This window comes from Streptomyces sp. MP131-18, assembly GCF_001984575.1.
GTDB lineage: Bacteria > Actinomycetota > Actinomycetes > Streptomycetales > Streptomycetaceae > Streptomyces > Streptomyces johnsoniae.
The window spans coordinates 2,340,337-2,361,808 of sequence record NZ_LZNS01000001.1 but is presented as its reverse complement, the minus strand read 5'-3'; the positions used below and the strand labels follow the sequence as shown (position 1 = coordinate 2,361,808).

The window sequence follows — 21,472 nt, the reverse complement described above, 5'->3', positions numbered from 1 at the left end:
GAAAGCAGACCTACTGAGTGCTCAGTAAGGTGTCCCCGGTTCCGGAACCTGATCCGGAACCCGATCCGGAACGAGGCGTGGACGTCCGCCGCCGGAGCCAGCGAAAGCGAAGCGGTATGACCAGACCGGGAACGAGCAGACCGGAAAAGAGCAGATCGGACGGCGGCCGTCCGTCCGCGGCGGGGCGGCGCGAGGAGATCCTGCGCATCGCGATGGAGACCTTCGCGACCCGCGGCTACCACAACGCCTCGCTGGCGGAGATCGCGGAGCGCTCCGGCCTGACGCAAGCGGGCGTCCTGCACCACTTCAGGTCGAAGGCGGGGCTGCTGACCGGCGTGCTCGACCTGCGCGACCAGTCGGACCTGGCGCAGCTGGGCGAGGAGCGCCCGCGCGGGCTCGCGTTCCTCGCGCACCTGGTGGACACGGCGCGGCGGAACGCCGAGCGGGAGGGCATCGTGCGGCTCTACGCGGTGCTGTCGGCGGAGAGCGTGACGTCGGGTCACCCGGCGCAGGAGTACTTCCGCGCCCGGTACGCGGGTTTGCGGGCGATGGTGGTGGAGGCGATCGGCGAGGCCGCGGACGCGGGGGAGGTCCCGGCGGGGCTCGACCCGCGGGCCGCGGCCAGCGCCGTGATGGCGGTGATGGACGGGTTGCAGGTGCAGTGGCTGCTGGCGCCGGAGGCGGTCGACATGGCGGCCACGACCGACCTGGTCATCGGCGCGCTGCTCGGGAGGCCGGTACCGGGGGGCGGCTGACCGCCGCCGTCCCGGATTCCCACGTGACCGAACGCGACTGCACGCGACCGCACGTGACTGAACTTTGTCCCTTCGGAGGAAGAAGTTCGCGCTTCTTGTTTCAAAGGGGTTTCCACTGAGGGAGAAAGTCGTTACCGTCCCTGTTGTGTACCGGTCACTTCCGGATCACGTGACCTCCCCTCGTCCCTCGGTCGCGTAGTTCCCCGGCGCGGCGGCGCGCGCCTGTGCGAAGGACTTGAACCCCCCACCCCGTGCTCAACGGAGGACGCGCGTGCACAGGAGAACAAGAAAAGTTTTCGCCGCCCTGACAGGCAGCGTGCTCGCCATCGCAGGCACGATCACGCTGGCCACCACCCAGTCGACCGCGGCCGCGGCCCCGGGCGAAGACCCGGCCCCCACGGCCGAGTTCCAGCAGGTGACCCTCGCCAAGGGCGAGCCCGAGATGGGCGAGCCGATGTCGCTGGCCGTGCTGCCTGACCGTTCCGTACTGCACACCGCCAGGGACGGCACGGTCAGGATCACCGACGCGAACGGCACCACGAGCGTCGCGGGCACGCTGGACGTGTACGCCCACGACGAGGAGGGCCTCCAGGGCGTCGGCGTCGACCCGGACTTCGAGAACAACCGGTTCGTCTACCTCTACTACGCCCCGCCGCTCGACACCCCGGGCGGGGACGCGCCCGGCGAGGGCGCGGCGGGCGACTTCGCGCCGTTCGACGGCGTCAACCGGCTCTCGCGCTTCGTGCTGAACGAGAGCAACCAGCTCGACCTCGGCACCGAGACGCGGATCCTCGACGTGCCCGCCAGCCGCGGCCAGTGCTGCCACGTGGGCGGCGACATCGACTTCGACGCCGAGGGCAACCTGTACCTGTCCACCGGCGACGACACCAACCCGTTCGCCTCCGACGGATACACCCCGATCGACGAACGGGCCGACCGCAACCCGGCCTTCGACGCGCAGCGGTCCTCGGCCAACACCAACGACCTGCGCGGCAAGGTACTGCGGATCACCGTCAACGACGACGGCAGCTACTCCGTCCCCGAGGGCAACCTCTTCGCCGAGGGCACCGAGGGCACGCGCCCCGAGATCTACGCCATGGGCTTCCGCAACCCCTTCCGGATGAGCGTCGACCAGGAGACCGGCATCGTCTACGTCGGCGACTACGGCCCCGACGCCGGCACCGCCTCCGACAGCCGCGGCCCCGGCGGGCAGGTCGAGTTCAACCGCATCACGGCCCCGGGCAACTTCGGCTGGCCCTACTGCACCGGGGACAACGACGCCTACGTCGACTACGACTTCGGCAGCGGGGCCTCCGGCGCCACGTTCGACTGCAACGCCCCGGTGAACGAGTCCCCCCACAACACCGGGCTGACCGAGCTGCCGCCCGCGCAGCCCGCGTGGATTCCCTACGACGGCGATTCGGTGCCCGAGTTCGGCAACGGCTCGGAGTCCCCGATGGCCGGGCCGGTCTACCACTACGATCCGGACCTCGAATCGTCCGTGAAGTTCCCCGAGGAGTACGACGGGAACTTCTTCGCCACCGAGTACGGCAGGCGCTGGATCAGGGCCATCGACCTCCAGGCCGACGGCACAGTCAACTCGATCAGCGAGTTCCCCTGGAGCGGCACCCAGGTCATGGACAGCGCCTTCGGCCCCGACGGCGCCCTGTACGTGCTGGACTACGGCACCGGCTACTTCAACGGCGACGAGAACAGCGCGCTGTACCGCATCGAGAACGTGACCGGCGGCCGTTCCCCCATCGCCGAGGCGTCCGGCACCCCTACCTCGGGACCCGCGCCGCTGGCCGTGACGTTCTCCGCCGAGGGCAGCAACGACCCCGACGGCGACGAGATCAGCTACAGCTGGGACTTCGGCGACGGCAACACCTCCACCGAGCCGAACCCGTCGCACACCTACGAGGAGGACGGCACCTACACCGCGGAACTGACGGTGACCGACGCGGGCGGACTCACCGGCTCGGCCTCGGTGCCGATCAACGTCGGCAACACCGCGCCCACCGTGGAGCTGATCCTCCCGGCCGATGGACAGCTCGTCGACTTCGGCGACGCGGTGCCGTTCGAGATCGAGGTGTCCGACCCCGAGGACGGCGAGATCGACTGCTCGCAGGTCACCCTCAGCTTCGTCCTCGGCCACGACAGCCACGGTCACAAGCTGACCGACACCACCGGCTGCTCCGGCACCATCCAGACCCTGGCGGACGGCGAACACGACCCGAACGCCAACATCTTCGGGATCTTCGACGCCGAGTACACCGACGCGGGCGGCCTGACCACGCACGACCAGGTCACCACGCAGACCCGCACCCGCCAGGCCGAGCACTTCGGCGACAGCAGCGGCGTCGAGATCACCGAATACGCGACGGCGCACGGCGGCCGGGCGGTCGGGTTCGTCGACAACGGCGACTGGATCTCGTTCACGCCCTACCTGCTGGCCGACGCAACCGAGTTCACCGCACGCGTCGCATCCGGCGGGGCAGGCGGCACCATAGAGGTACGCGCCGACTCGCCCACCGGAACCGTGCTCGGCTCCGTGGACGTGGCCCCCACCGGCGGCTGGGACGTCTACCAGGACGTCACGACGTCCCTGACCGATCTTCCCGCCGGGACGACCACGCTCCACCTGGTCTTCACCGGTCCCACCGGCGGCGGCGGACTGTTCGACATCGACGACTTCACCTTCGGCACCGGGAGTCAGTGATGCACCAACGGACCAAGCAACCCAAACGGCTGGCCCGCCTGGCCGTCTGCGGCGTGATCTGCGCCGCGGCCCTGCCCACCGCCGCCGCGGCGGCGGCCCCGGACGATCCGGTGGCCTCGCCCGACGACCCCGCCTACGACGTGCTGGTCTTCTCCAAGACGGCCGGGTTCCGGCACGACTCGATCGAGGACGGCATCGCCGCGATCACCGGCCTGGGCGCGGAGAACAACTTCTCGGTCACCGCGACCGAGGACTCGACCGCGTTCACCGCCGACAACCTCGCCCAGTACGAGGCGGTGGTCTTCCTCTCCACCACGGGCGACGTGCTCGACGAGGCCCAGCAGACCGCGTTCGAGGGCTACATCAACGACGGCGGCGCCTACGTGGGCGTCCACGCCGCCGCCGACACCGAGTACGACTGGGAGTGGTACAACGGGCTCGCGGGCGCGCTGTTCCAGTCGCATCCGCACATTCAGGAAGCCACGGTGCACGTCGAGGACCGTGCGCACGACGCCACCGCCCACCTGGGCGAGACCTGGCAGCGCACCGACGAGTGGTACAACTACCGCACCAACCCGCGGGAGTCCGCGCGCGTGCTGGCCTCGCTCGACGAGTCCAGCTACACCGGCGGCGAGATGGACGGCGACCACCCGATCGCCTGGTGCAAGGAGTACGAGGGCGGCCGGGCGTTCTACACCGGCGGCGGCCACACCGCGGAGTCCTTCACGGAGCCGGAGTTCGTGCGCCACCTGCTCGGCGGCATCCGCTGGGCGGCCGGCGTCACCGAGGCCGACTGCCGCCCGGAGACCGGCTACACCTCGCTGTTCGACGGCACCGGCACCGACGGCTGGTCGCAGGCGGGCCCGGGCCAGTTCGCGCTGGCCGACGACGGCACCCTCACCACCGAGGGCGGCATGGGCATGCTGTGGTATGAGGCCCAGGAGTTCGCCTCCTACTCGCTGAAGCTGGACTGGCGCCTGGAGGGTGACGACAACTCCGGCATCTTCATCGGCTTCCCGCCCTCCGACGACCCGTGGTCCGCCGTGGACAACGGCTACGAGATCCAGATCGACGCCACGGACGCGCCCGAACGCACCACCGGGTCCGTCTACACCTTCCAGTCCGCCGACATCGAGGCCCGCGACGCGGCCCTCAACCCGCCGGGGGAGTGGAACACCTACGAACTGCGGGTCGAAGGTGAGCGACTTCAGATCTTCCTCAACGGCACCCTGATCAACGACTTCACCAATACCGATCCCGCACGTAGCCTGACGCAGGGCCACGTCGGCCTCCAGAACCACGGTGAGGAAGACACCGTTAGCTTCCGCAACGTCCGCATACAGGAACTGCCCTGAGCAGTGCGAGTTTCCCCTAGAACCGTCCCCTAGACCCGTCTCCGCCGCGAGGGGCGGCGGCGACGGACCCGGCCCCCACGGCCGGTGACGGTGGCGCGGTGGTGACGCCGAACCCCACCCCGCCGTCGCAACCCCCCGGTGCCCGACCGCGCCGAACCCGGCCGGGCACCGGGGCCCCCTTTCGTGGCACCCGAAAACGAAGGAGGAGGGCCACCCCCGTGACAACCGCATCCACCGCGCGCGTCGGCCTCTGGCTCATCGGCGCGCGCGGCTCCGTCGCCACCACGACCATCGCCGGGCGGGCCGCCCTTGCGGCCGGACTCACCCCGCCCACCGGCATGGTCACCGCCCTGCCACCGTTCGCCGACAGCGCGCTGCCCGACCTCGACCGGCTGGTCGTCGGCGGCCACGACATCGTCGACATCCCCGTCCCCAAACGCGCGGAACAGCTCGTCGCCGCGGGCGTCCTGCCGCACGGGCTGCCCGCCGCCATCGCCGCGGAACTGGCCGCCGCCGACGCCGAGATCAGGCACCCGGGCGCCGACCCGGCCGCCGACATCGCCGACTTCACCCACCGCCACGGCCTGGAACGCACGGTGGTCGTCAACGTGGCGAGCACCGAGACCGACCCCGCGATCAGCACCGGCTACGCCGCCGCGGCCATCGCCGCCGGCTGCTCCTACATCAACTTCACGCCCGCGACCGGCATGCGCGGCCCCGGCCTCGCCGAACGGGCCCTCGCCGCCGGTCTGCCGCACGCCGGGCGGGACGGCAAGACCGGCCAGACGCTGCTGCGCGCCGCCCTGGCCCCGATGTTCGCCCAGCGCGCCCTGGACGTGCGGTCCTGGTCCGGCACCAACCTGCTCGGCGGCGGCGACGGCGCCGCCCTCGCCGACCCGGCCGCCGCCGCGGCCAAGAACGCGGGGAAGGAACGCGTCCTCGCCGACACCCTCGGGGACCTGCCCGAGGGCACCGTGCACATCGACAACGTGCCCGCGCTCGGCGACTGGAAGACCGCTTGGGACCACGTCGCGTTCGACGGCTTCCTCGGCGCCCGCATGGTGCTCCAGACCATCTGGCAGGGCTGCGACTCCGCGCTCGCCGCACCGCTGGTGCTCGACCTGGCCCGCCTGGTCGCGCGCGCCCACGCCACCGGCATGTCCGGGCCCGTGCCGGGGCTCGGCTTCTTCTTCAAGGACCCCGACACCGGCCCGGCCGCGCTCGGCGAGCAGTACGAGGAGCTGCTGACCCTCGCGCAGACGCTGCGGGCCAGGCCGTGAACCGCGCCTGGATCGAGCTGGTCCGCGGCCCGGCCGCGCTGACCGTCCCCGGCGACATCGTGGCCGGTGCCGCCGCCGCGGGCGGCGCGCCGCTCCGGCGGACGGCCCTGGCCGCCGGTTCCTCCCTGTGCCTGTACTGGTCGGGGATGGCGCTCAACGACTGGGCCGACCGCGACACCGACGCGCGCGAACGGCCCGCGCGCCCCCTCCCCTCCGGCCGCATCCGCCCGGCCGCGGCCCTCGCGGCGGCGGCCGGGCTCACCGCCGCCGGGCTCACCCTCGCCGCCGTCCACTCCCGGCCCGCCCTCGCCGCGGCCGGGGCGCTGGCCGCCACCGCCTGGGCCTACGACCTGGGCGTCAAGCACACCACTGCCGGGCCCGCCGCGATGGGCGCGGCCCGTTCCCTCAACGTCGTCCTCGGCGCGTGCGCGGGCCGCGCGCCCCACCGCGCGCTGCCCGCGGCGGGCGTCGTCGGCGCCCACACCGCCGCCGTCACGGCGCTCTCCCGGCACGAGGCGTTCGGCGGGCCGCGGTCCGCGCCGCTGGTCACGCTGGCCGCCGCCCTCGGCACCGCCGCGGCCGTCGCCGCCCCCGGGCGCACGCCCGCGCCCCGGGCGGAACGCGCCGGTTCGGTCGCCGGTTCGGTCGCCTACCTGCTGACCGCCGCGCCCCCGCTGCTGCGCGCCGCCCGCGAGCCGACCGGCGCCCGGGTGCGGCAGGGCGTCGTCGGCGGGCTGACCGCCCTGATGCCGCTCCAGGCGGCACTGGCCGCCCGCGCGGGCCGCCCGCAGGCCGTGCCCGTGCTGCTCGGGGCGCTGGCCGCCGCCCGGCGCCTGTCCAGGAAGGTCACCCCCACATGACCGGTCCACGCCGGCCCCGCTTCGCCTACGGCACCAACGGCCTGACCGACCTGCGCCTGTCCGACGCCCTCGCCCTGCTGGCCGACCTCGGCTACCAGGGCGTGGCGCTGACGCTCGACCACATGCACCTCGACCCCTGCGCCCCCGATCTCGGGCGCCGCACCGCGCAGGTCGCGCGCCGGCTCGACCGCCTCGGCCTCGCCGTCGCGGTCGAGACCGGCGCCAGGTACGTACTCGACCCCACCGCCAAGCACGGCCCCAGCCTCCTCGACCCCGACCCGGCCGCCCGCGAGCGCCGCACCGGGCTGCTCCTCGACGCGGTGCGCGTCGGCCGCGACCTCGGCGCGACCGCGGTGCACTGCTTCAGCGGCCGGGTGCCGCGCGACACTCCGGAGGCCGAGGCGTGGAAGCGGCTCGCCGGAGCCCTCGCCCCGGTGCTCGACCTCGCCACCGCGGCCGGGGTGCCGCTGGCCGTCGAGCCGGAGCCCGGCATGCTGCTCGACACCATCGCCGCGTTCCACCGGCTGCGCCGCGACCTCGACGGCGTCCGCCTCACCCTCGACCTCGGGCACTGCCACTGCCTCGAACCCGTGCCCGTCCCGGACTGCGTCACCGCCGCCGCGCCCTGGACCGCCCACGTGCAGATCGAGGACATGCGGCGCGGCGTTCACGAGCATCTGCCGCTGGGCGAGGGCGAGATCAACTTCCCGCCCGTGCTCGCCGCCCTCGCCGCCACCGGATACGGCGGCCTGGTCTCCGTCGAGCTGCCGCGCCACTCCCACGCCGGACCCGAACTCGCCCGCAGATCCCTCGACTTCCTGACCACCGCGCACCGGGAGGCCGGCTAAGTGCTGACCGAGACCAGCCTCACCCCCGCCGCTCGCGCCTGGCTGGACGGCGTGCTGGGCACCGACGCCTGGGAGGCCGCGTTCACCTCCGCGGGCCGCCACGTCGGCCGCGCCGCCGCGGACGCCGTCCGGGTGGCGCTGCTGCGCGCCGCGGGCGCCGACGCCGCCACCGCCGCCCGCCTCTACCGGCACGGCGACGCGGCGGAGCGCCGCGCCGTGCTGCGCGCCCTGCCGCACCTGCCGGTCGGCGCCGACGCCCTGCCGCTCGTCGAGGACGCGCTGCGCACCAACGACCCGCGGCTGATCGCCGCCGCCGTCGGCCCCTACGCCGCCCGCCACCTCGACCAGCACCTGTGGCGGCACGCCGTCCTCAAGTGCGTCTTCACCGACGTCCCCGTGACCGAGGTCGCCGGCCTCGCCGACCGTGCCGACCCCGAACTCGCCAGGATGCTCACCGACTTCGCCGCGGAACGCACGGCCGCCGGACGGCCCGTGCCCGCCGACGTGCGGCACGCCCTGGCCCTCTCCCCGCCGCCCGCGCCCGCCCCGGAGGCATGATGCGCATTTTCGATCCCCACATCCACATGACCTCCCGCACGACCGACGACTACGAGCGGATGCGCGCGGCCGGGGTGGCGGCCGTCGTGGAGCCCTCGTTCTGGCTGGGCCAGCCCCGCACCTCGACCGCCAGCTTCCTGGACTACTTCGACTCGCTGCTCGGCTGGGAGCCCTACCGGGCCGCCCAGTACGGCATCGCCCACCACTGCACGCTCGCCCTCAACCCCAAGGAGGCGAACGACCCGCGCTGCACGCCCGTGCTCCAGGAGCTGCCGCGCTACCTGGAGAAGGACAACGTGGTGGCCGTCGGCGAGATCGGCTACGACTCGCTGACCCCGGCCGAGGACGACGCGCTGGCCGCCCAGCTCGAACTGGCCGCGCGCCACGGCCTGCCCGCCCTCGTCCACACGCCGCACCGCGACAAGGCCGCGGGCCTGGAACGCACCCTGTCCGTGCTCGCCGAGTCCGAACTGCCGCCCGAGCGCGTCGTGCTCGACCACCTGAACGAGACGACCGTCGACCGCGCCGCGGACAGCGGCTGCTGGATGGCGTTCTCCGTCTACCCGGACACCAAGATGGACGAGCGGCGCACCGTCGAGGTGCTCCGCCGCCTCGGCCTCGACCGGATGCTGGTCAACTCGGCCGCGGACTGGGGCCGCAGCGACCCGCTGAAGACGCGCCGCGTCGCCGACGCCATGCTGGCCGCCGGGTTCACCGACGACGACGTGGACCGGGTGCTGTGGCGCAACCCGGTGGAGTTCTACGGCCAGAGCGGCCGTCTTGAGCTGGACGGACGCGAGCAGCCGGAGAGTTTCGAGGGCAACTCGATCCTGCGCGGCGCCCCGGCCGGGCGGTGAGGCGCCGTGCGCTTCCAGCACCCCGACGGCTCGGTCGTCCACCTCGCCTACTGCACGAACGTCCACCCCGCGGAGACGCTCGACGGCGTCCTCGCGCAGCTGCGCGACTACTGCGAGCCGGTCAGGCGGCGCCTCGACCGCGCGCGCCTGGGCATCGGCCTGTGGCTGGCCCGTGACGCGGCCCGCACCCTGGTGGCGGACGCGGGCGCCCGCCGCACCCTGCGCGAGGCCCTGGAGCGCCACGGCCTCGAAGTCGTCACGCTGAACGGCTTCCCCTACCGCGGGTTCGGCGGCGAACGCGTCAAGTACGCCGTCTACACGCCCGACTGGACCAGCCGCGAACGCCTGGACCACACCGCCGACCTGGCCGGCCTCCTCGCCGAGCTGCTGCCCGGGGACGAGCCGGAGGGCACCATCTCGACGCTGCCGCTGGCCTGGCGCACCCCGTTCACACCGCAGGACCAGGAACGGGCGCTGGCGCACCTCACCGAGCTGGCCGGACGGCTCGACGCACTCGCGGAGCGCACCGGCCGCTCCATCAGGCTCGCCCTGGAGCCCGAGCCCGGCTGCATCGTGGAGACCACGGGGCAGGCCGCCGAGGTGCTGACGGCGCCCGGGGCGCCGCCGAGCAGCCGGGTCGGGGTCTGCCTGGACACCTGCCACCTGGCCACCGCCTTCGAGGACCCGGACCGCGCCATCGCCGGTCTGACCGCGCGCGGCGTGCCCGTCGTGAAGGCGCAGCTGTCGGCGGCCCTGCACGCCGAGCACCCGGGGGAGCCCGCGGTGCGCGCGGCGCTCGCCGACTTCGCCGAGCCCCGCTTCCTGCACCAGACGCGGGAGCGGGCGCCGGGCGGCGTCCTGGGCCACGACGACCTGGACATCGCCCTGTTCGGGCCCGAGCCGCTGCCGGGACGCGACCCCTGGCGCGTTCACCTGCACATCCCGCTGCACGCCCGCCCGCACCCGCCGCTGACCTCGACGCTGCCGCACCTCACGCAGGCCCTCACCCGCCTGGTCGGCGGCGAACGGGCCCTCACCCGCCACCTGGAGGTGGAGACCTACACCTGGCAGGTACTGCCGCCGGCCCTGCGGCCCCGCACGCCCGAGGGACTCGCGGACGGCATCGCCGCCGAACTGTCCCTCGCGCGCGACCTGCTGACCGGACTCGGACTCAAGGAGCTGTCATGACCCGCCCGGTCGTCGTGCTGAACGTGGTCGGCCTCACCCCGGCCCTGCTCGATCACCTGCCACGCCTCGCCGCGCTCGCCCGCGGCGGCTCGCGCGCGCCGCTCGGCACGGTGCTGCCCGCCGTGACCTGCTCCGCGCAGGCCACGTTCCTCACCGGCGCGCCGCCCGCCGAGCACGGCATCGTCGGCAACGGCTGGTACTTCCGCGGCGTCGGCGACGTGCTGCTGTGGCGGCAGCACAACGCGCTCGTCGGCGGCGAGAAGATCTGGGACGCCGCGCGCCGCGTGCGGCCCGGCTACACCGTCGCGAACGTCTGCTGGTGGTACGCGATGGGCGCGGACACCGACTTCACCATCACCCCGCGGCCCATCTACTACGCCGACGGCCGCAAGGACCCCGACTGCTACACCAGGCCGTCCGAGCTGCACGACGAACTGACCAGCCGCTACGGCCCGTTCCCCCTGTTCAACTACTGGGGGCCCACCGCGTCCATCGCCTCCTCCCGCTGGATCGCCGCCGCGGCCAGGCACCTGCTGCGCACGCAGCGGCCCGACCTGACGCTGGTCTACCTGCCGCACCTGGACTACGATCTCCAGCGCTTCGGCCCCGACAGCCCGCAGGCGCGGGCCGCCGCGGGCGAGCTGGACGCCGAGATCGGGCCGCTGCTGGACGCGGCGCAGGCCGCGGACGCCACGGTCGTGGTGCTGTCCGAGTACGGCATCACGCCCGTGGACCGGCCCGTCGACATCAACCGCGCGCTGCGCCGCGCCGGGCTGCTCGACGTGTACACGCAGGCCGGGATGGAGTACCTGGACCCGTGGGTGTCCCGCGCCTTCGCCGTCGCCGACCACCAGGTGGCGCACGTGTACGTGCGGCGCCCCGAGGACCTGGAGCGCACGCGTGAGGTGCTGGCCGGGCTGCCCGGTGTCGCCGAGGTGCTGGACGAGTCGGGCAAGAAGCGGCACGGCCTCGACCACGGGCGCGCCGGCGAGCTGGTCGCGGTGGCCGACCCCGGCGCGTGGTTCACGTACTACTACTGGCTGGACGACGCGGCCGCGCCGGACTGGGCGGCCATCGTCGACATCCACCGCAAGCCGGGCTACGACCCGGCGGAGCTGTTCTTCGACCCGGCGGACCGGTTCGCCAAGGCCAGGGCCGCCGCGGCCCTGGCCCGCAAGAAGCTGGGCCTGCGCTACCGGATGAACGTGGTGCCGCTCGACCCGTCGTGCGTCCGCGGCAGCCACGGTCGCCTGCCCGAGGACGAGAAGGACCGGCCGGTCCTGCTGTGTTCCGACCCCGACGCGCTGGACGGCGGGGAGGTCGCGGCCACGGCAGTCAAGTCGTTCCTGCTCGGGCTCCAGGGCCTTCAGGAGCCCAGGTAGCGCAGCACGGCCAGGACCCGGCGGCTGTAGCCGCCGGGTCCTGGCAGCTGAAGCTTGTCGAAGATCGCGTTGACGTGCTTCTCCACCGCGCTGCGCGAGACCCACAGGTGTTCGGCGATCGTCGCGTTCGTGTGGCCCTGCGCCATCTCGTGCAGCACCTCGCGTTCGCGCGGCGTGAGGCGGGCGAGGGGATCGGTGTGCGAACTGCGCGCCAGCAGCCGCCGCACCACCTCGGGGTCGAACGCGGTACGGCCGGCCGCGACGCGCTCCAGCGCGTCGAGAAACTCGTCGATCTCCACCACGCGGTCCTTCAGCAGGTAGCCGACGCCCGCCGGCTCCCCGGTCAGCAACTCCGTCGCGTAGCGGCCCTCGACGTACTGCGACAGCACCAGCACCCCCACCGCCGGCCACCGGCGGCGGATGTCGAGGGCCGCGCGCAGCCCTTCGTCGCTGTGCGTCGGCGGCATCCGCACGTCGATCACGGTGACGTCCGGCGGATCGCGGTCCACCGCGGCCAGCAGCGCCGCGGCGTCGCCGACCGCCGCGGTCACCTCGTGGCCCTCCTCGGTGAGCAGCCGCACCAGGCCCTCGCGCAGCAGCGTCGAATCGTCCGCCAGGATCACGCGCACGGCAGCTCCGCGGTGATCACGGTGGGCCCGCCGGCCGGGCTGGCCACGGACAGCCGCCCGTCGAGCGCGGCGGCGCGCCTGGCCAGCCCGAGCAGCCCGCCGCCCGCCGGGTCGGCGCCGCCCCGGCCGTCGTCCGTGACGCGCACGGTCAGCGCGGGCCCCTCGCCTGCCAGGCGGACGGCGACGGCGGCGGCGCCCGAGTGCTTCACGGCGTTGGTGACGGCCTCGGACACCACGAAGTAGGCGACGGCCGCCACCGGCCGGTCCGGCTCGGCCGCCAGCCGGTAGTCCAGGCGCACCGGCAGCGGGGAACGTTCGGCGACCGCTTCGAGGGCCGCCCGCAGCCCGGCCTCGTCCAGCACCGTCGGGTACACCCGCCAGGCCACCTCCCGCAGCTCCGCGAGCGCCTGCCGCGCCTGCTGGTGGGCCTGCGCCAGCAGGTCGTCGGTGTCGCCCCTGCGCCGGGCGCGGCCCAGCAGCATGCCGAGCGCCACCAGGCGCTGCTGCACGCCGTCGTGCAGATCGCGTTCGATCCGGCGGCGCTCCTCGTGCACGGCGGCCACCACGCCGGCCCGGCTCTCCGCCAGCTCCTCGATGCGCCGCTCGAGCGCCTCCTGCCGGGTGGGGCCGAGGAAGCGCCGCACGAGGGCGGCCTCCAGGGCGGCGACGGCCTGCACGGCGTAGGCGGCGAGGAAGAGCAGGAACAGGCCGCCGACGCCGGAGAAAACGTTGGCCCAGAAGTGGTCGGCCCAGAACCACAGCCACCCGAGCGTCGAGGCGTAGGCGGCTCCGACCAGCGCCGAGAGCAGCACGAGACCGGCCAGCAGTCCGACCGGCAGGCGCGCCGCCAGGTAGGCCAGGGCGGCGCGCGGCTCGGGTGGTGCGGTGGCTTCCGGGACGTCGCCGTGCAGGCGCGTCACCCTGGCGCGTTCCCACCCGGCCAGCCGCACCGCGGCCGGATCGCCCCGCCGCCGCAGCAGCAGCGCGGCGTACAGGACGAGGAGGTCCGGCAGCACGGTCGCGGCGCCCATGGCGAGCCCGGTGGCCATCCGCAGCCAGCGGTGCAGGGCTTTCTTCACGCCGCCGACGCTATCCGAACGGGGCGCGGCGGCGGACTGCGGTTTTCCGCAGGGTTCCCGTGAGGCATCCCCCATCGTTCCGGCGCGGAGGGACTTTGTAGCGTTCGGGGTGTGACCTCATCCTCCGTTCCCGTTCACCTGGCCGAGTCCTCCGAAGATCCCGGCGGCATCGCCGGGTGGGCCACCGACCTCATGGAGGCCCTCGGCGCGCCAGGCGCCGGTGCGGCCATCGCTCTGGAAAACCTGTTCCCGCCGCTGCCCAGCGAGGTGATCCTGCCGCTGGCCGGCTTCACCGCGAGCCGCGGCGACATGAGCCTGTGGGCCGCGCTGCTGTGGACCACCATCGGGTCGGTCGTCGGCGCGATGGCGCTGTACTGGGTGGGTGCGCTGCTGGGCCGGGAGCGGCTGATCGCGATCGCGGCGAAGCTTCCGCTGGTGAAAGTGGCGGATATCGAGAAGACGGAGGCGTGGTTCAGCAAACACGGTGCGAAAGCGGTGTTCTTCGGCCGGATGATTCCCATTTTCCGAAGTCTGATTTCGATTCCGGCGGGCGTGGAACGCATGCCGGTGGGCACGTTCCTGCTGCTCACGACGCTGGGCAGCGCCATCTGGAACACACTCTTCGTGCTGGCCGGCTACCGCCTGGGCGAGGACTGGGAGCGGGTGACGGACCTGGTCTCCGTCTACTCCAAAGTCGTGCTCGTGGTGGTCGTCCTCGCGGTGCTGGCGTTCGTCGTCTTTCGCGTCACCCGCGCCGGAGGGGGCAAGCGCCGCGCCTCCTGAACGATCCCCGCGTGCGCTGTGTGACGGTCTGTTCACCCTATGGAGTGGAATAGTCGGCCGTCGGCCATCCGGTGTCCACGGCTGTGCTCTCATGGATGCGCAGCCCGGGTGATCATCCTCAACTCCTCGGAATGCCAAGCCAGTTGTTCCTTCTGCGCGGTCCATCGGGCCGCGCCGTTCCGTGGAGTCACCCGTGCCCGCGACCCGTTGCCCCGCCCCCCGGCGTGATCCGCGCCCCCCCGGACCCCGGGGGCCGGCCCTCACCACCGTCGTCGAAGCCGCCGCGGCGGACCTCCTCGCCCGCCGCGCGCCGGAAGGACACTGGCGCGGCGGCTGCCGCGGCCGCCTGCTCGAAGCCGCGCTCGCCGTGCGGCTGCTGCGCGACACGGGCGCCGCGCCCCACGCGCGGCGGGCCGTCGAGCGGTTCTGCGCCCGCGAACTGGCCGCGCCGCCCGCCGCGCACACCGACCCGTTCGACCGCCTGCTCTCCCGCTACCTCGCCGCCGCCGCACTCGGCCGCCCCGAGCCGTCGGGCGGCGCGGCGCGGCTGCGCGCCGCGCTGGCCGGCCACCGCGCCGTCGCGAGCCTGCGCAAGCGGGCCCTGCTCGGCGCGCTGCTGACCCTGCTGCGCCCCGGCGAGGCGTGGGACGTGCCGGACGTGCCGCCCGACCCGCTGGCGGCGGGCGGCGGCGGCTGGCTGCGGCCGACCCTGGCCGCGGTGCGGCTGCTGACCGGGCGGCACGGCTGCGGGGCGGCGCGGGCGGACCTCGCGCTGCTGCGGGAGAGCCAGTCCTGCGACGGCAGCTGGGACCAGTACGTGCTGGGCACCGTGACGATTCTGCTCGTGCTGCGCGAACGGCGCCTGGCGCCCGACGTGGTGGCGCGCGGCGTCGACTTCGTGGTGGCGCAGATCAGGGCGGACGGCGGGGTGCCGTTCATCAGCAGCCAGGACGTCTGGCTGACCTGCCTGGCCTCGCTGACGCTCGCGGAGAGCGGCGTGGGCGAGGACCGGCTGGCCGCCTCGGCCGACTACCTGTGCCACGCCCAGCTGCCGGACGGCGGCTGGGGCTACGCGCCGGGCGTGACGCACGCCGACGCCGACGACACCGCCGTGGCCGTGACGTTTCTCCGGCGCTGCGCCGCGCCCCAGGCCCGGGACGCCGCCGCGGCGGGCGCCGCCTGGCTGCGCCGCGCGCAGAATGCGGACGGCGGCTTCAACACCTATACGGGCGGCTCCCGTTCGGAGGCGGAGATCACGGCCAAGGCGGTGCTCGCGCTGCTGGCCGGGCAGCCGGGCCCGGCCGAGCGCGCCGCCGCGGCCCGCGGCTGGAGCTGGCTCGCCGCGCGGCAGCGCCTCGACGGCGGCTACCCGTACGAGTGGACGCGTTCCGCGGCCTTCCCCCTGCTGCACGTGATGCGTGCCGCGCGCGCCGTCGCCGCCCACGAGCTGGGCGGCACCGGGCGCGTCATGGCCCGCGCCGCGGCGTGCCTGCGGCAGGGCGCGGCCGGCCCGCTGGGCACCGCCTACGCCGTCGGCGCGCTGGCCGCGGCGGGCCGGGAGGCGGCGGCCCTGGCCGCGGGCGTGCGGCTGCTGACGGCGACGGGCCCCGAGGCCGCGGTGCCGCCGGACGCGCTCGGCCCGCGCCCGTTCGTCTACGACGTCCCGCTGCTGTACCCGGTCTACCGGCTCGGCGGCCTCGCCGCGGCCCGCGATCTGGCCGCGGCGCGCCACGGGTCCGCCGCCGGCAGCCCGCGGAACGGCCCCAGGAACAGCTTGCGGAACAGCCCGAGGAACAGGAGGAAGCCATGTCATTCGACGATCTGAAGGCCGCTCTCGTCTCCATGGGGGTGCCCGAGGAGGAGATCACCGAGCAGGCGGGCCGGGAGGAGGCGGGACTGGACTCCCTCGGCATCGCCGAGCTGGTGCTGATCCTCAAGCAGCGGCACGGGCTGACCATCACCGAGGAGGAGCTGCACGAGGCCGGCACCGTGGGCGACGTGCTCGGCATCATCGCCGGGCACGCCGCGGCCGGCGCATGAGCGGACGCGGCGCCGTGTGCGTCACCGGAGTCGGCACGGTGACGCCCGCGGGCGACGGCCGGGACGCCACGTGGAAACGCGTCTGCCAGGGACTGCCGACCGCGGCCCTCGACGACGAGGGGCAGCCGCCGCGCCTGGCCTGCCGGGTGCCGCCGTTCGGCCCCGGCCGGCTGAACGGCCTGCTGGCGCGCAAGCCGGACCGCTGCGTGCAACTGGCGCTGCTCGCCGCCCGGGAGGCCGTGGCCGACGCCGGGCTCGACCCCGGCGGCTGGGACGGCGCACGGGTCGCGGTCGTCGCGGGGGCGGGCTGCTGCGGCGCCCAGACCTACGAGGCGCAGCACCGGGTGCTGCTTGACGCCGGGCAGCACGGCATGTCCGCGTTCTCCGTGCCCGGCGCGCTGGGCAACGCGCTCGCGGCGCAGCTGGCGATGGACCTGCACGCGACCGGTCCAGGACTGACGGTCAACACCGCGTGCGCCTCGGGCGCGACGGCGATCTGCACCGCGCTCGACCTGCTGGCCCTCGACCGGTGCGACATCGCGGTGGCGGGCGGCGCGGAGGCGCCGCTCACGCCGTTCTTCCAGGCGGGCTTCGACCGGATGCACGCCCTGTCCAGCCGGTTCGGCGATCCGGCGGGCGCGCTGCGGCCGTTCGACGCGGACCGGGACGGCTTCGTGATGGGGGAGGGCGCGGGCATGCTCGTGCTGGAACGGGAGCGCGACGCCCGCGCGCGCGGCGCGCGCCCCAGGGCGCGCGTCGCGGGTCAGGGCGCCACCTCGGACGCGCACCACATCGTCAAGCCGGACCCGGGCGGGCGCGGTCTCGCCGCGGCCCTGCGGCAGGCGCTGGCCGCGGCGGGCGCCGCGCCGGCCGACGTGGCCCACGTCAACGCGCACGGCACGGGCACCCCGCTGGGCGACCGGGTGGAGGCCGGGGTGCTCGCCGAGGTACTGCCGCACCGGCCGCCGGTCACCTCGACCAAGGCCGTGACGGGGCATCTGCTGGGCGCGGCGGGCGCGGTGGAGGCCGCGCTGACGGTGCTCGCGGTGGAACGGCGGCTGATCCCGCCGACCGCCAACCTGGCCGCGCCCTCGCCCGGCATCGATCTGGACCTGGTCACCACGCCGCGCCCGCGGCGGCTGCCGCTCGCCCTGTCGGTGTCCACCGGCTTCGGCGGGCACAACGTGGCACTGGCTTTCGCGGAGGCATCATGAGCACCCCGGCCGCAACGGTCGCGCAGACCACGCTGGACCGCATCTTCATGGACTTCGCGCGCCGCGAGGGGGAACGGGACTGGCAGATCGGCGCGCTGCTGACGTTCCCGGGCCCCGCCCCCATGGTGGCCGAGGTGGCGGCGCACCTCGCCGGGCGCCTGCCGCACGCGCCGGAGCTGACGTACCGTCCGGCGGGTGCCGGACGGCGGGCGCACTGGGCGGCCGACCCGGACTTCGACGCCGCACGCCACGTGCAGGCGTTCGACCTGCCGCCGGGCGAGGGGCCGCTCGCCGACCGGATGCTCACCGCGCTGCTCGCCCGGCCCCCGGCCGCGGACCGCCCGCTGTGGGACGTGTGGGTGATCCGCGACGGCCGCGGCTTCGGCCTGTGCTACCGGGCGCACCACGCGTTCCAGGACGGTCTGGCCGTGGCCCGCACCGTCGAGCTGCTCTTCGGCAGGCAGCCAAGGCCCGCACCGACCGCGCCCGCTGACCCGCTGCCAGGGCCCGGGGCGGCCCGCCGCCTGGCCGCCCTGCGGCACGTGCTGCCGCTGCCGCGCCGCAGGGCCCGCTGGTCCGCGCTCGACGTGCCGCGCTCGGACCGGCGGGCGGCGAGCACCGCCGAGACGGAGCTGCCGCGGCTGTACGCGATCGGCCGCGCGACCGGGGCGGGCGTCACGCAGGTGTGCCTCGCGGCGGCGACGGCCGTGCTGCGGGAGGCGTACGCGGCGGACTTCCCCGGCCCGGAGGACGGGGTGTACGCGTCGCTCGGGATCACCGCGCGCCGGCCGGCCGAGCCGTTCCCGCGCCTGGGGAACCGGGCCGCGGGCGCGACGCTGCCGCTGCCCTGCGGCGAGCCCTCGGCGGCGCGTCGGCTCCAACTGGTCGCGCAGAACACGGCGTTCGCGCGGCTGGCGGAGATGGCGCAGGAGGACGGGGCGCTGCTGCGGCTGCCGCACCGGCTGGCGCAGCGCGGCATGGACCGCTGGCTGGACGCGCGGTTCGTGCCGCTGGCGGTGGCGGACGTGCGCACCCGCGGGCCGCTCGCGTTCCGCGGCACCCCGGCGGCGGCGCTGCACCCGCTGCCGATCGGCTCGCCGCGCACCCGGCTGTTCATCGCGTGGACGGCGTACCGCGGCCGGCTGCACGTGACGTTCCTCGGCGACGCGGCGCTGCCGGGCCTGGCGGACCTGCCGGACCGCTGGCACCGGGCCGTCGACGCACTGGCACGCGCCGTTCCGTGACGGGCCGTTCGGGGCATGCGGGGGCGGCTGGCATAGTTGCCCTGTGGGGGACAGCAATTGGTGGATCGGCCTCATCACCGGCGCGACGGCGGTGGTCGCGAGCTGGGTCGCCGGCCGGGGGGCCACCAGGTCCGCGCGGGTGCAGGCCGAGGTCACCGCGCACGCGGCCCAGGTCGCGGAGGCCCGCAGCCGGCGGCGCGACGCCTACCGGGAGATGAGCGCGGCCGCGCACGGGCTGTCGGAGGTCTTCTGGCGCATCGAGGAGGCGGACGCCGCCCCGCCGGGCGAGCCGCGGGCCGCCGTCCTCGCGCAGCTGCGGGCCGACGGCCGCGCGGCGCTCAACGAGGTGACCAGAGCCAGCCGGGAGGTCGTGCTCGAAGGGCCGGCGCCGGTCGCCGGGGCCGCGCAGACGCTGCGCCTCCGGGCGATCACGACGAGCCGCCTGCTCACCCGGCTCACGACGGGCGACGAGGATGCGGAGCGCGCCCGGTTCGACGCCGCGTACCGGGACTTCCGCGAGGAGCACCTGACCTTCCTCGAACTGGCCAGGGCGGCACTCGACGTCGGGTGAGGGCATCCGGGCGGCCGGGCTCACCCGGTCGGCCGCTGTCACCGCGTGGGAGGACTCGGCGGGCCGGGAACGGGGGAGCGACAGTCATGGCAGACCGTTTCCCGGTGCGAAAGGCGTTCCGATGACCCTGACCCTGTCCCACGGCCCCCTGTCCGCGGCGCCGCCGCCGACCGTCAACTACCGGCTGACCGGCCCGGCCCACCGGCTGTTCTGGCACCCGTTCCCGCGGCGCGTCCGCGCGCTCGTCGGCGGCGAGACGCTGCTGGACACCCGCAACGGGCGGCTGCTGCACGAAACCGGCCTGCTGCCGCAGCTGTACGTCCCGGCGGACGACGTCAGGACCCAGCTGCTCCGGCCGAGCGACCACACCACCGAATGCCCGTTCAAGGGCCAGGCCGCGTACTGGTCGGTCGACGCGGGCGGGCGGCGGGTGCCGAACGGCGTGTGGGCCTACCCGGAGCCCATCGCGGGCGCCGAGTGGCTGGCCGGCTGGTACGCGCTGTACTGGGCCGCTGCCGACGCGTGGTTCGACGAGGAGGAGGAGGTCCACGGCCACCTGCGCGACCCGTACCACCGCGTCGACGCGCGGCGCAGCGGCAGCACCGTGCGGGTGCTGCTGGACGGCACGACGCTGGCCGAGACGGCGCGGCCGGTGCTGCTGTCGGAGACCGGCCTGCCCAACCGCTGGTACGTCCCGCCGGAGGACGTGCGCCGCGACCTGCTGGCGGAGAGCGCCACCCGCACGGTCTGCCCGTACAAGGGCACCGCGCACTACTGGTCGTTCACCGGCGGCGGCGAGCCGGTCGCGGACGTGGCGTGGTCGTACCCCGAGCCCCTGGAGGAGGCCACCCGCGCGGGCGGGTTCCTGTGCTTCGACCACGAACGGATCACCACCGAGGTCGGGTAGCCGCGGCGGCGGCTGCGTATCCTGTCCCGGCACGCGCGCCGGGCCGGGCGCGGGGGGACGGGCGGGGGAGGAGGCGCGAGGTGTCCGCTGACGAGGACCCGGTGCGGGCCCGTTATCTGGCCGGCTGGGCGGCCATCCTGGCCGAGGTCTCGCGGACCGGCCGCCGCCTCGACCGCGACGAGATCCGCGGCCGCCGCGAGCTGGGGGAGCGGGCCGCGCGCGAGGGGATCGGCCTGCGCGAGCTGGTCCGCGGCCATCTGGCCGCCACGCGGGCCGCGTTCCGCGACCTGCCGGGCGTGGCCGCCGCGCCGGGGGCGCGGCAGGTCCGCTCCGCCGCGGAGAGCGTGCTGGCCGCGGCGGAGCAGGCGGTCGACGCGCTGGCCGAGGGGTACGGGCGGGCCCAGCTGCTGGCGGTGCGGCGCGACGAGGCGGCCAGGCGCGAGTTCATCGACGACCTGCTGCACGGCCGCAGCGACCCTGGCGACCTGTCGGCCCGCGCGCTGCGCTTCGGCCTGCATCTGGCGCACAGCCATTCGGTGGCGGTGGCCTGCGGCCCGCAGCCGTACGACGACACGCACGCGGTGACGCGGCGGGCGGCGGACACGCTGGAGGGGCGGTTCGGGGAACAGCTGATCCTGCTGGCCACGAAGGACGGGCGGCTGGTGTGCATCGCGCCGGGCAGCAGGCCGGAAATCGGCGAATACTTCGCCACGACGGCCAGGGCCTCGGACGGCACCCCCGGACAGTGGCGGGTCGCGCTCGGCCGCCCGCGCCCCGGCCCCGGCGGGATCGTCGAATCCTACGAGGAGGCGCGCGCCGCGCTCGAACTCGCCGCGCGCATGCGGCTGTCCACGCCGGTGCTGCGCGCGGCCGAGCTGCTGGTGTTCCCGGTGCTGACCCGCGACCGGCAGGCCATGGCGGACCTGGTGCGTTCCGTGCTCGGCCCGCTCGCCGCGGCGCGCGGCGGCGCCGCGCCGCTGGTGGACACGCTGGACGCGTACTTCGACGCCGGCTGCGTCGCGGCGGAGGCGGCGCGCCGCATGTCGCTGAGCGTGCGGGCACTGACCTACCGGCTGGCCCGCATCCAGCGCCTGACCGGCGCGGACCCGGCCGACCCCCTCCAGCGCTACACCTTGCAGACGGCGGTGATCGGCGCCCGCCTGCTCGGCTGGCCCGAGCAGGAGATCTGAACGCTCCCTGCCC

At 74.9% G+C, this 21,472-nt stretch carries 19 protein-coding genes and 1 pseudogene; 18 read left to right on the top strand and 2 right to left on the bottom strand.

What is annotated here, in order from left to right; translation table 11 throughout:
* Window positions 1-116 precede the first annotated feature (116 nt).
* The 10 genes and pseudogenes from STBA_RS10285 to STBA_RS10240 all read left to right on the top strand — a co-directional run bounded on the left by STBA_RS10285 (window position 117) and on the right by STBA_RS10240 (window position 11,802).
* Window positions 117-755, top strand: a complete 639-nt coding sequence (locus STBA_RS10285) for a TetR/AcrR family transcriptional regulator (RefSeq protein WP_290443780.1) — start codon at window positions 117-119, stop codon at window positions 753-755.
* Between the two features lie 271 nt (window positions 756-1,026).
* The gene (locus STBA_RS10280) at window positions 1,027-3,474 is read left to right on the top strand and encodes a PQQ-dependent sugar dehydrogenase (RefSeq protein ID WP_077058955.1); all 2,448 of its coding nucleotides are present in this window, start codon (window positions 1,027-1,029) and stop codon (window positions 3,472-3,474) included.
* Window positions 3,474-4,820: pseudogene (locus STBA_RS10275) on the top strand (ThuA domain-containing protein); the annotation flags it as partial. The gene STBA_RS10280 and the pseudogene STBA_RS10275, both read left to right, overlap by 1 nt.
* A gap of 227 nt (window positions 4,821-5,047) precedes the next feature.
* A complete protein-coding gene (locus STBA_RS10270) occupies window positions 5,048-6,109 on the top strand; it encodes an inositol-3-phosphate synthase (protein ID WP_077058953.1) in 1,062 nt (353 codons plus the stop codon).
* Complete coding sequence (locus STBA_RS10265) at window positions 6,106-6,969, top strand: SCO3242 family prenyltransferase (protein ID WP_077058952.1); 864 nt, start codon at window positions 6,106-6,108, stop codon at window positions 6,967-6,969. Before STBA_RS10270 ends, STBA_RS10265 begins: the two co-directional genes overlap by 4 nt.
* Complete coding sequence (locus STBA_RS10260; protein ID WP_077058951.1) at window positions 6,966-7,817, top strand: sugar phosphate isomerase/epimerase family protein; 852 nt, start codon at window positions 6,966-6,968, stop codon at window positions 7,815-7,817. Before STBA_RS10265 ends, STBA_RS10260 begins: the two co-directional genes overlap by 4 nt.
* Entirely contained in the window at window positions 7,818-8,375 is a 558-nt protein-coding gene (locus STBA_RS10255) for an EboA domain-containing protein (RefSeq protein ID WP_077058950.1), read from the top strand.
* The gene (locus STBA_RS10250) at window positions 8,375-9,232 is read left to right on the top strand and encodes a TatD family hydrolase (RefSeq protein WP_077058949.1); all 858 of its coding nucleotides are present in this window, start codon (window positions 8,375-8,377) and stop codon (window positions 9,230-9,232) included. Before STBA_RS10255 ends, STBA_RS10250 begins: the two co-directional genes overlap by 1 nt.
* Before the next feature lie 6 nt (window positions 9,233-9,238).
* A complete protein-coding gene (gene eboE / locus STBA_RS10245) occupies window positions 9,239-10,420 on the top strand; it encodes a metabolite traffic protein EboE (protein WP_077058948.1) in 1,182 nt (393 codons plus the stop codon).
* A complete protein-coding gene (locus STBA_RS10240) occupies window positions 10,417-11,802 on the top strand; it encodes a nucleotide pyrophosphatase/phosphodiesterase family protein (RefSeq protein ID WP_077058947.1) in 1,386 nt (461 codons plus the stop codon). The genes eboE and STBA_RS10240 overlap by 4 nt, the downstream gene beginning before the upstream one ends.
* Here STBA_RS10240 and STBA_RS10235 read toward each other — a convergent pair.
* Entirely contained in the window at window positions 11,787-12,431 is a 645-nt protein-coding gene (locus tag STBA_RS10235; protein ID WP_077058946.1) for a response regulator transcription factor, read from the bottom strand. The genes STBA_RS10240 and STBA_RS10235 overlap by 16 nt on opposite strands.
* Complete coding sequence (locus STBA_RS10230) at window positions 12,422-13,510, bottom strand: histidine kinase (RefSeq protein ID WP_253194628.1); 1,089 nt, start codon at window positions 13,508-13,510, stop codon at window positions 12,422-12,424. Before STBA_RS10230 ends, STBA_RS10235 begins: the two co-directional genes overlap by 10 nt.
* A 192-nt stretch (window positions 13,511-13,702) precedes the next feature.
* On the opposite strand from STBA_RS10230, the gene STBA_RS10225 reads away from it, so the two are divergent.
* The 8 genes from STBA_RS10225 (at window position 13,703) to STBA_RS10190 (ending at window position 21,459) form a co-directional block, all read left to right on the top strand.
* Entirely contained in the window at window positions 13,703-14,293 is a 591-nt protein-coding gene (locus STBA_RS10225) for a DedA family protein (RefSeq protein ID WP_077063229.1), read from the top strand.
* A gap of 193 nt (window positions 14,294-14,486) precedes the next feature.
* The gene (locus STBA_RS10220) at window positions 14,487-16,118 is read left to right on the top strand and encodes a prenyltransferase/squalene oxidase repeat-containing protein (protein ID WP_077058944.1); all 1,632 of its coding nucleotides are present in this window, start codon (window positions 14,487-14,489) and stop codon (window positions 16,116-16,118) included.
* On the top strand, window positions 16,100-16,333 hold the full coding sequence (locus STBA_RS10215; protein ID WP_077058943.1) for an acyl carrier protein: 234 nt from the start codon (window positions 16,100-16,102) through the stop codon (window positions 16,331-16,333). The genes STBA_RS10220 and STBA_RS10215 overlap by 19 nt, the downstream gene beginning before the upstream one ends.
* Window positions 16,330-17,547 (top strand): beta-ketoacyl-[acyl-carrier-protein] synthase family protein, encoded by a 1,218-nt coding sequence (locus STBA_RS10210; protein WP_077058942.1) that lies wholly within the window; start codon window positions 16,330-16,332, stop codon window positions 17,545-17,547. The genes STBA_RS10215 and STBA_RS10210 overlap by 4 nt, the downstream gene beginning before the upstream one ends.
* Window positions 17,544-18,791 carry a wax ester/triacylglycerol synthase domain-containing protein gene (locus tag STBA_RS10205; protein ID WP_077058941.1) on the top strand — a complete coding sequence of 416 codons (1,248 nt, stop codon included), beginning with the start codon at window positions 17,544-17,546 and terminating at the stop codon, window positions 18,789-18,791. The genes STBA_RS10210 and STBA_RS10205 overlap by 4 nt, the downstream gene beginning before the upstream one ends.
* Window positions 18,792-18,834: 43 nt before the next feature.
* Entirely contained in the window at window positions 18,835-19,362 is a 528-nt protein-coding gene (locus STBA_RS10200) for a hypothetical protein (protein WP_077058940.1), read from the top strand.
* A gap of 121 nt (window positions 19,363-19,483) precedes the next feature.
* Window positions 19,484-20,269 carry a DUF427 domain-containing protein gene (locus tag STBA_RS10195; RefSeq protein ID WP_077058939.1) on the top strand — a complete coding sequence of 262 codons (786 nt, stop codon included), beginning with the start codon at window positions 19,484-19,486 and terminating at the stop codon, window positions 20,267-20,269.
* Between the two features lie 80 nt (window positions 20,270-20,349).
* Window positions 20,350-21,459 (top strand): helix-turn-helix domain-containing protein, encoded by a 1,110-nt coding sequence (locus STBA_RS10190; protein ID WP_253194626.1) that lies wholly within the window; start codon window positions 20,350-20,352, stop codon window positions 21,457-21,459.
* Window positions 21,460-21,472: the final 13 nt, after the last annotated feature.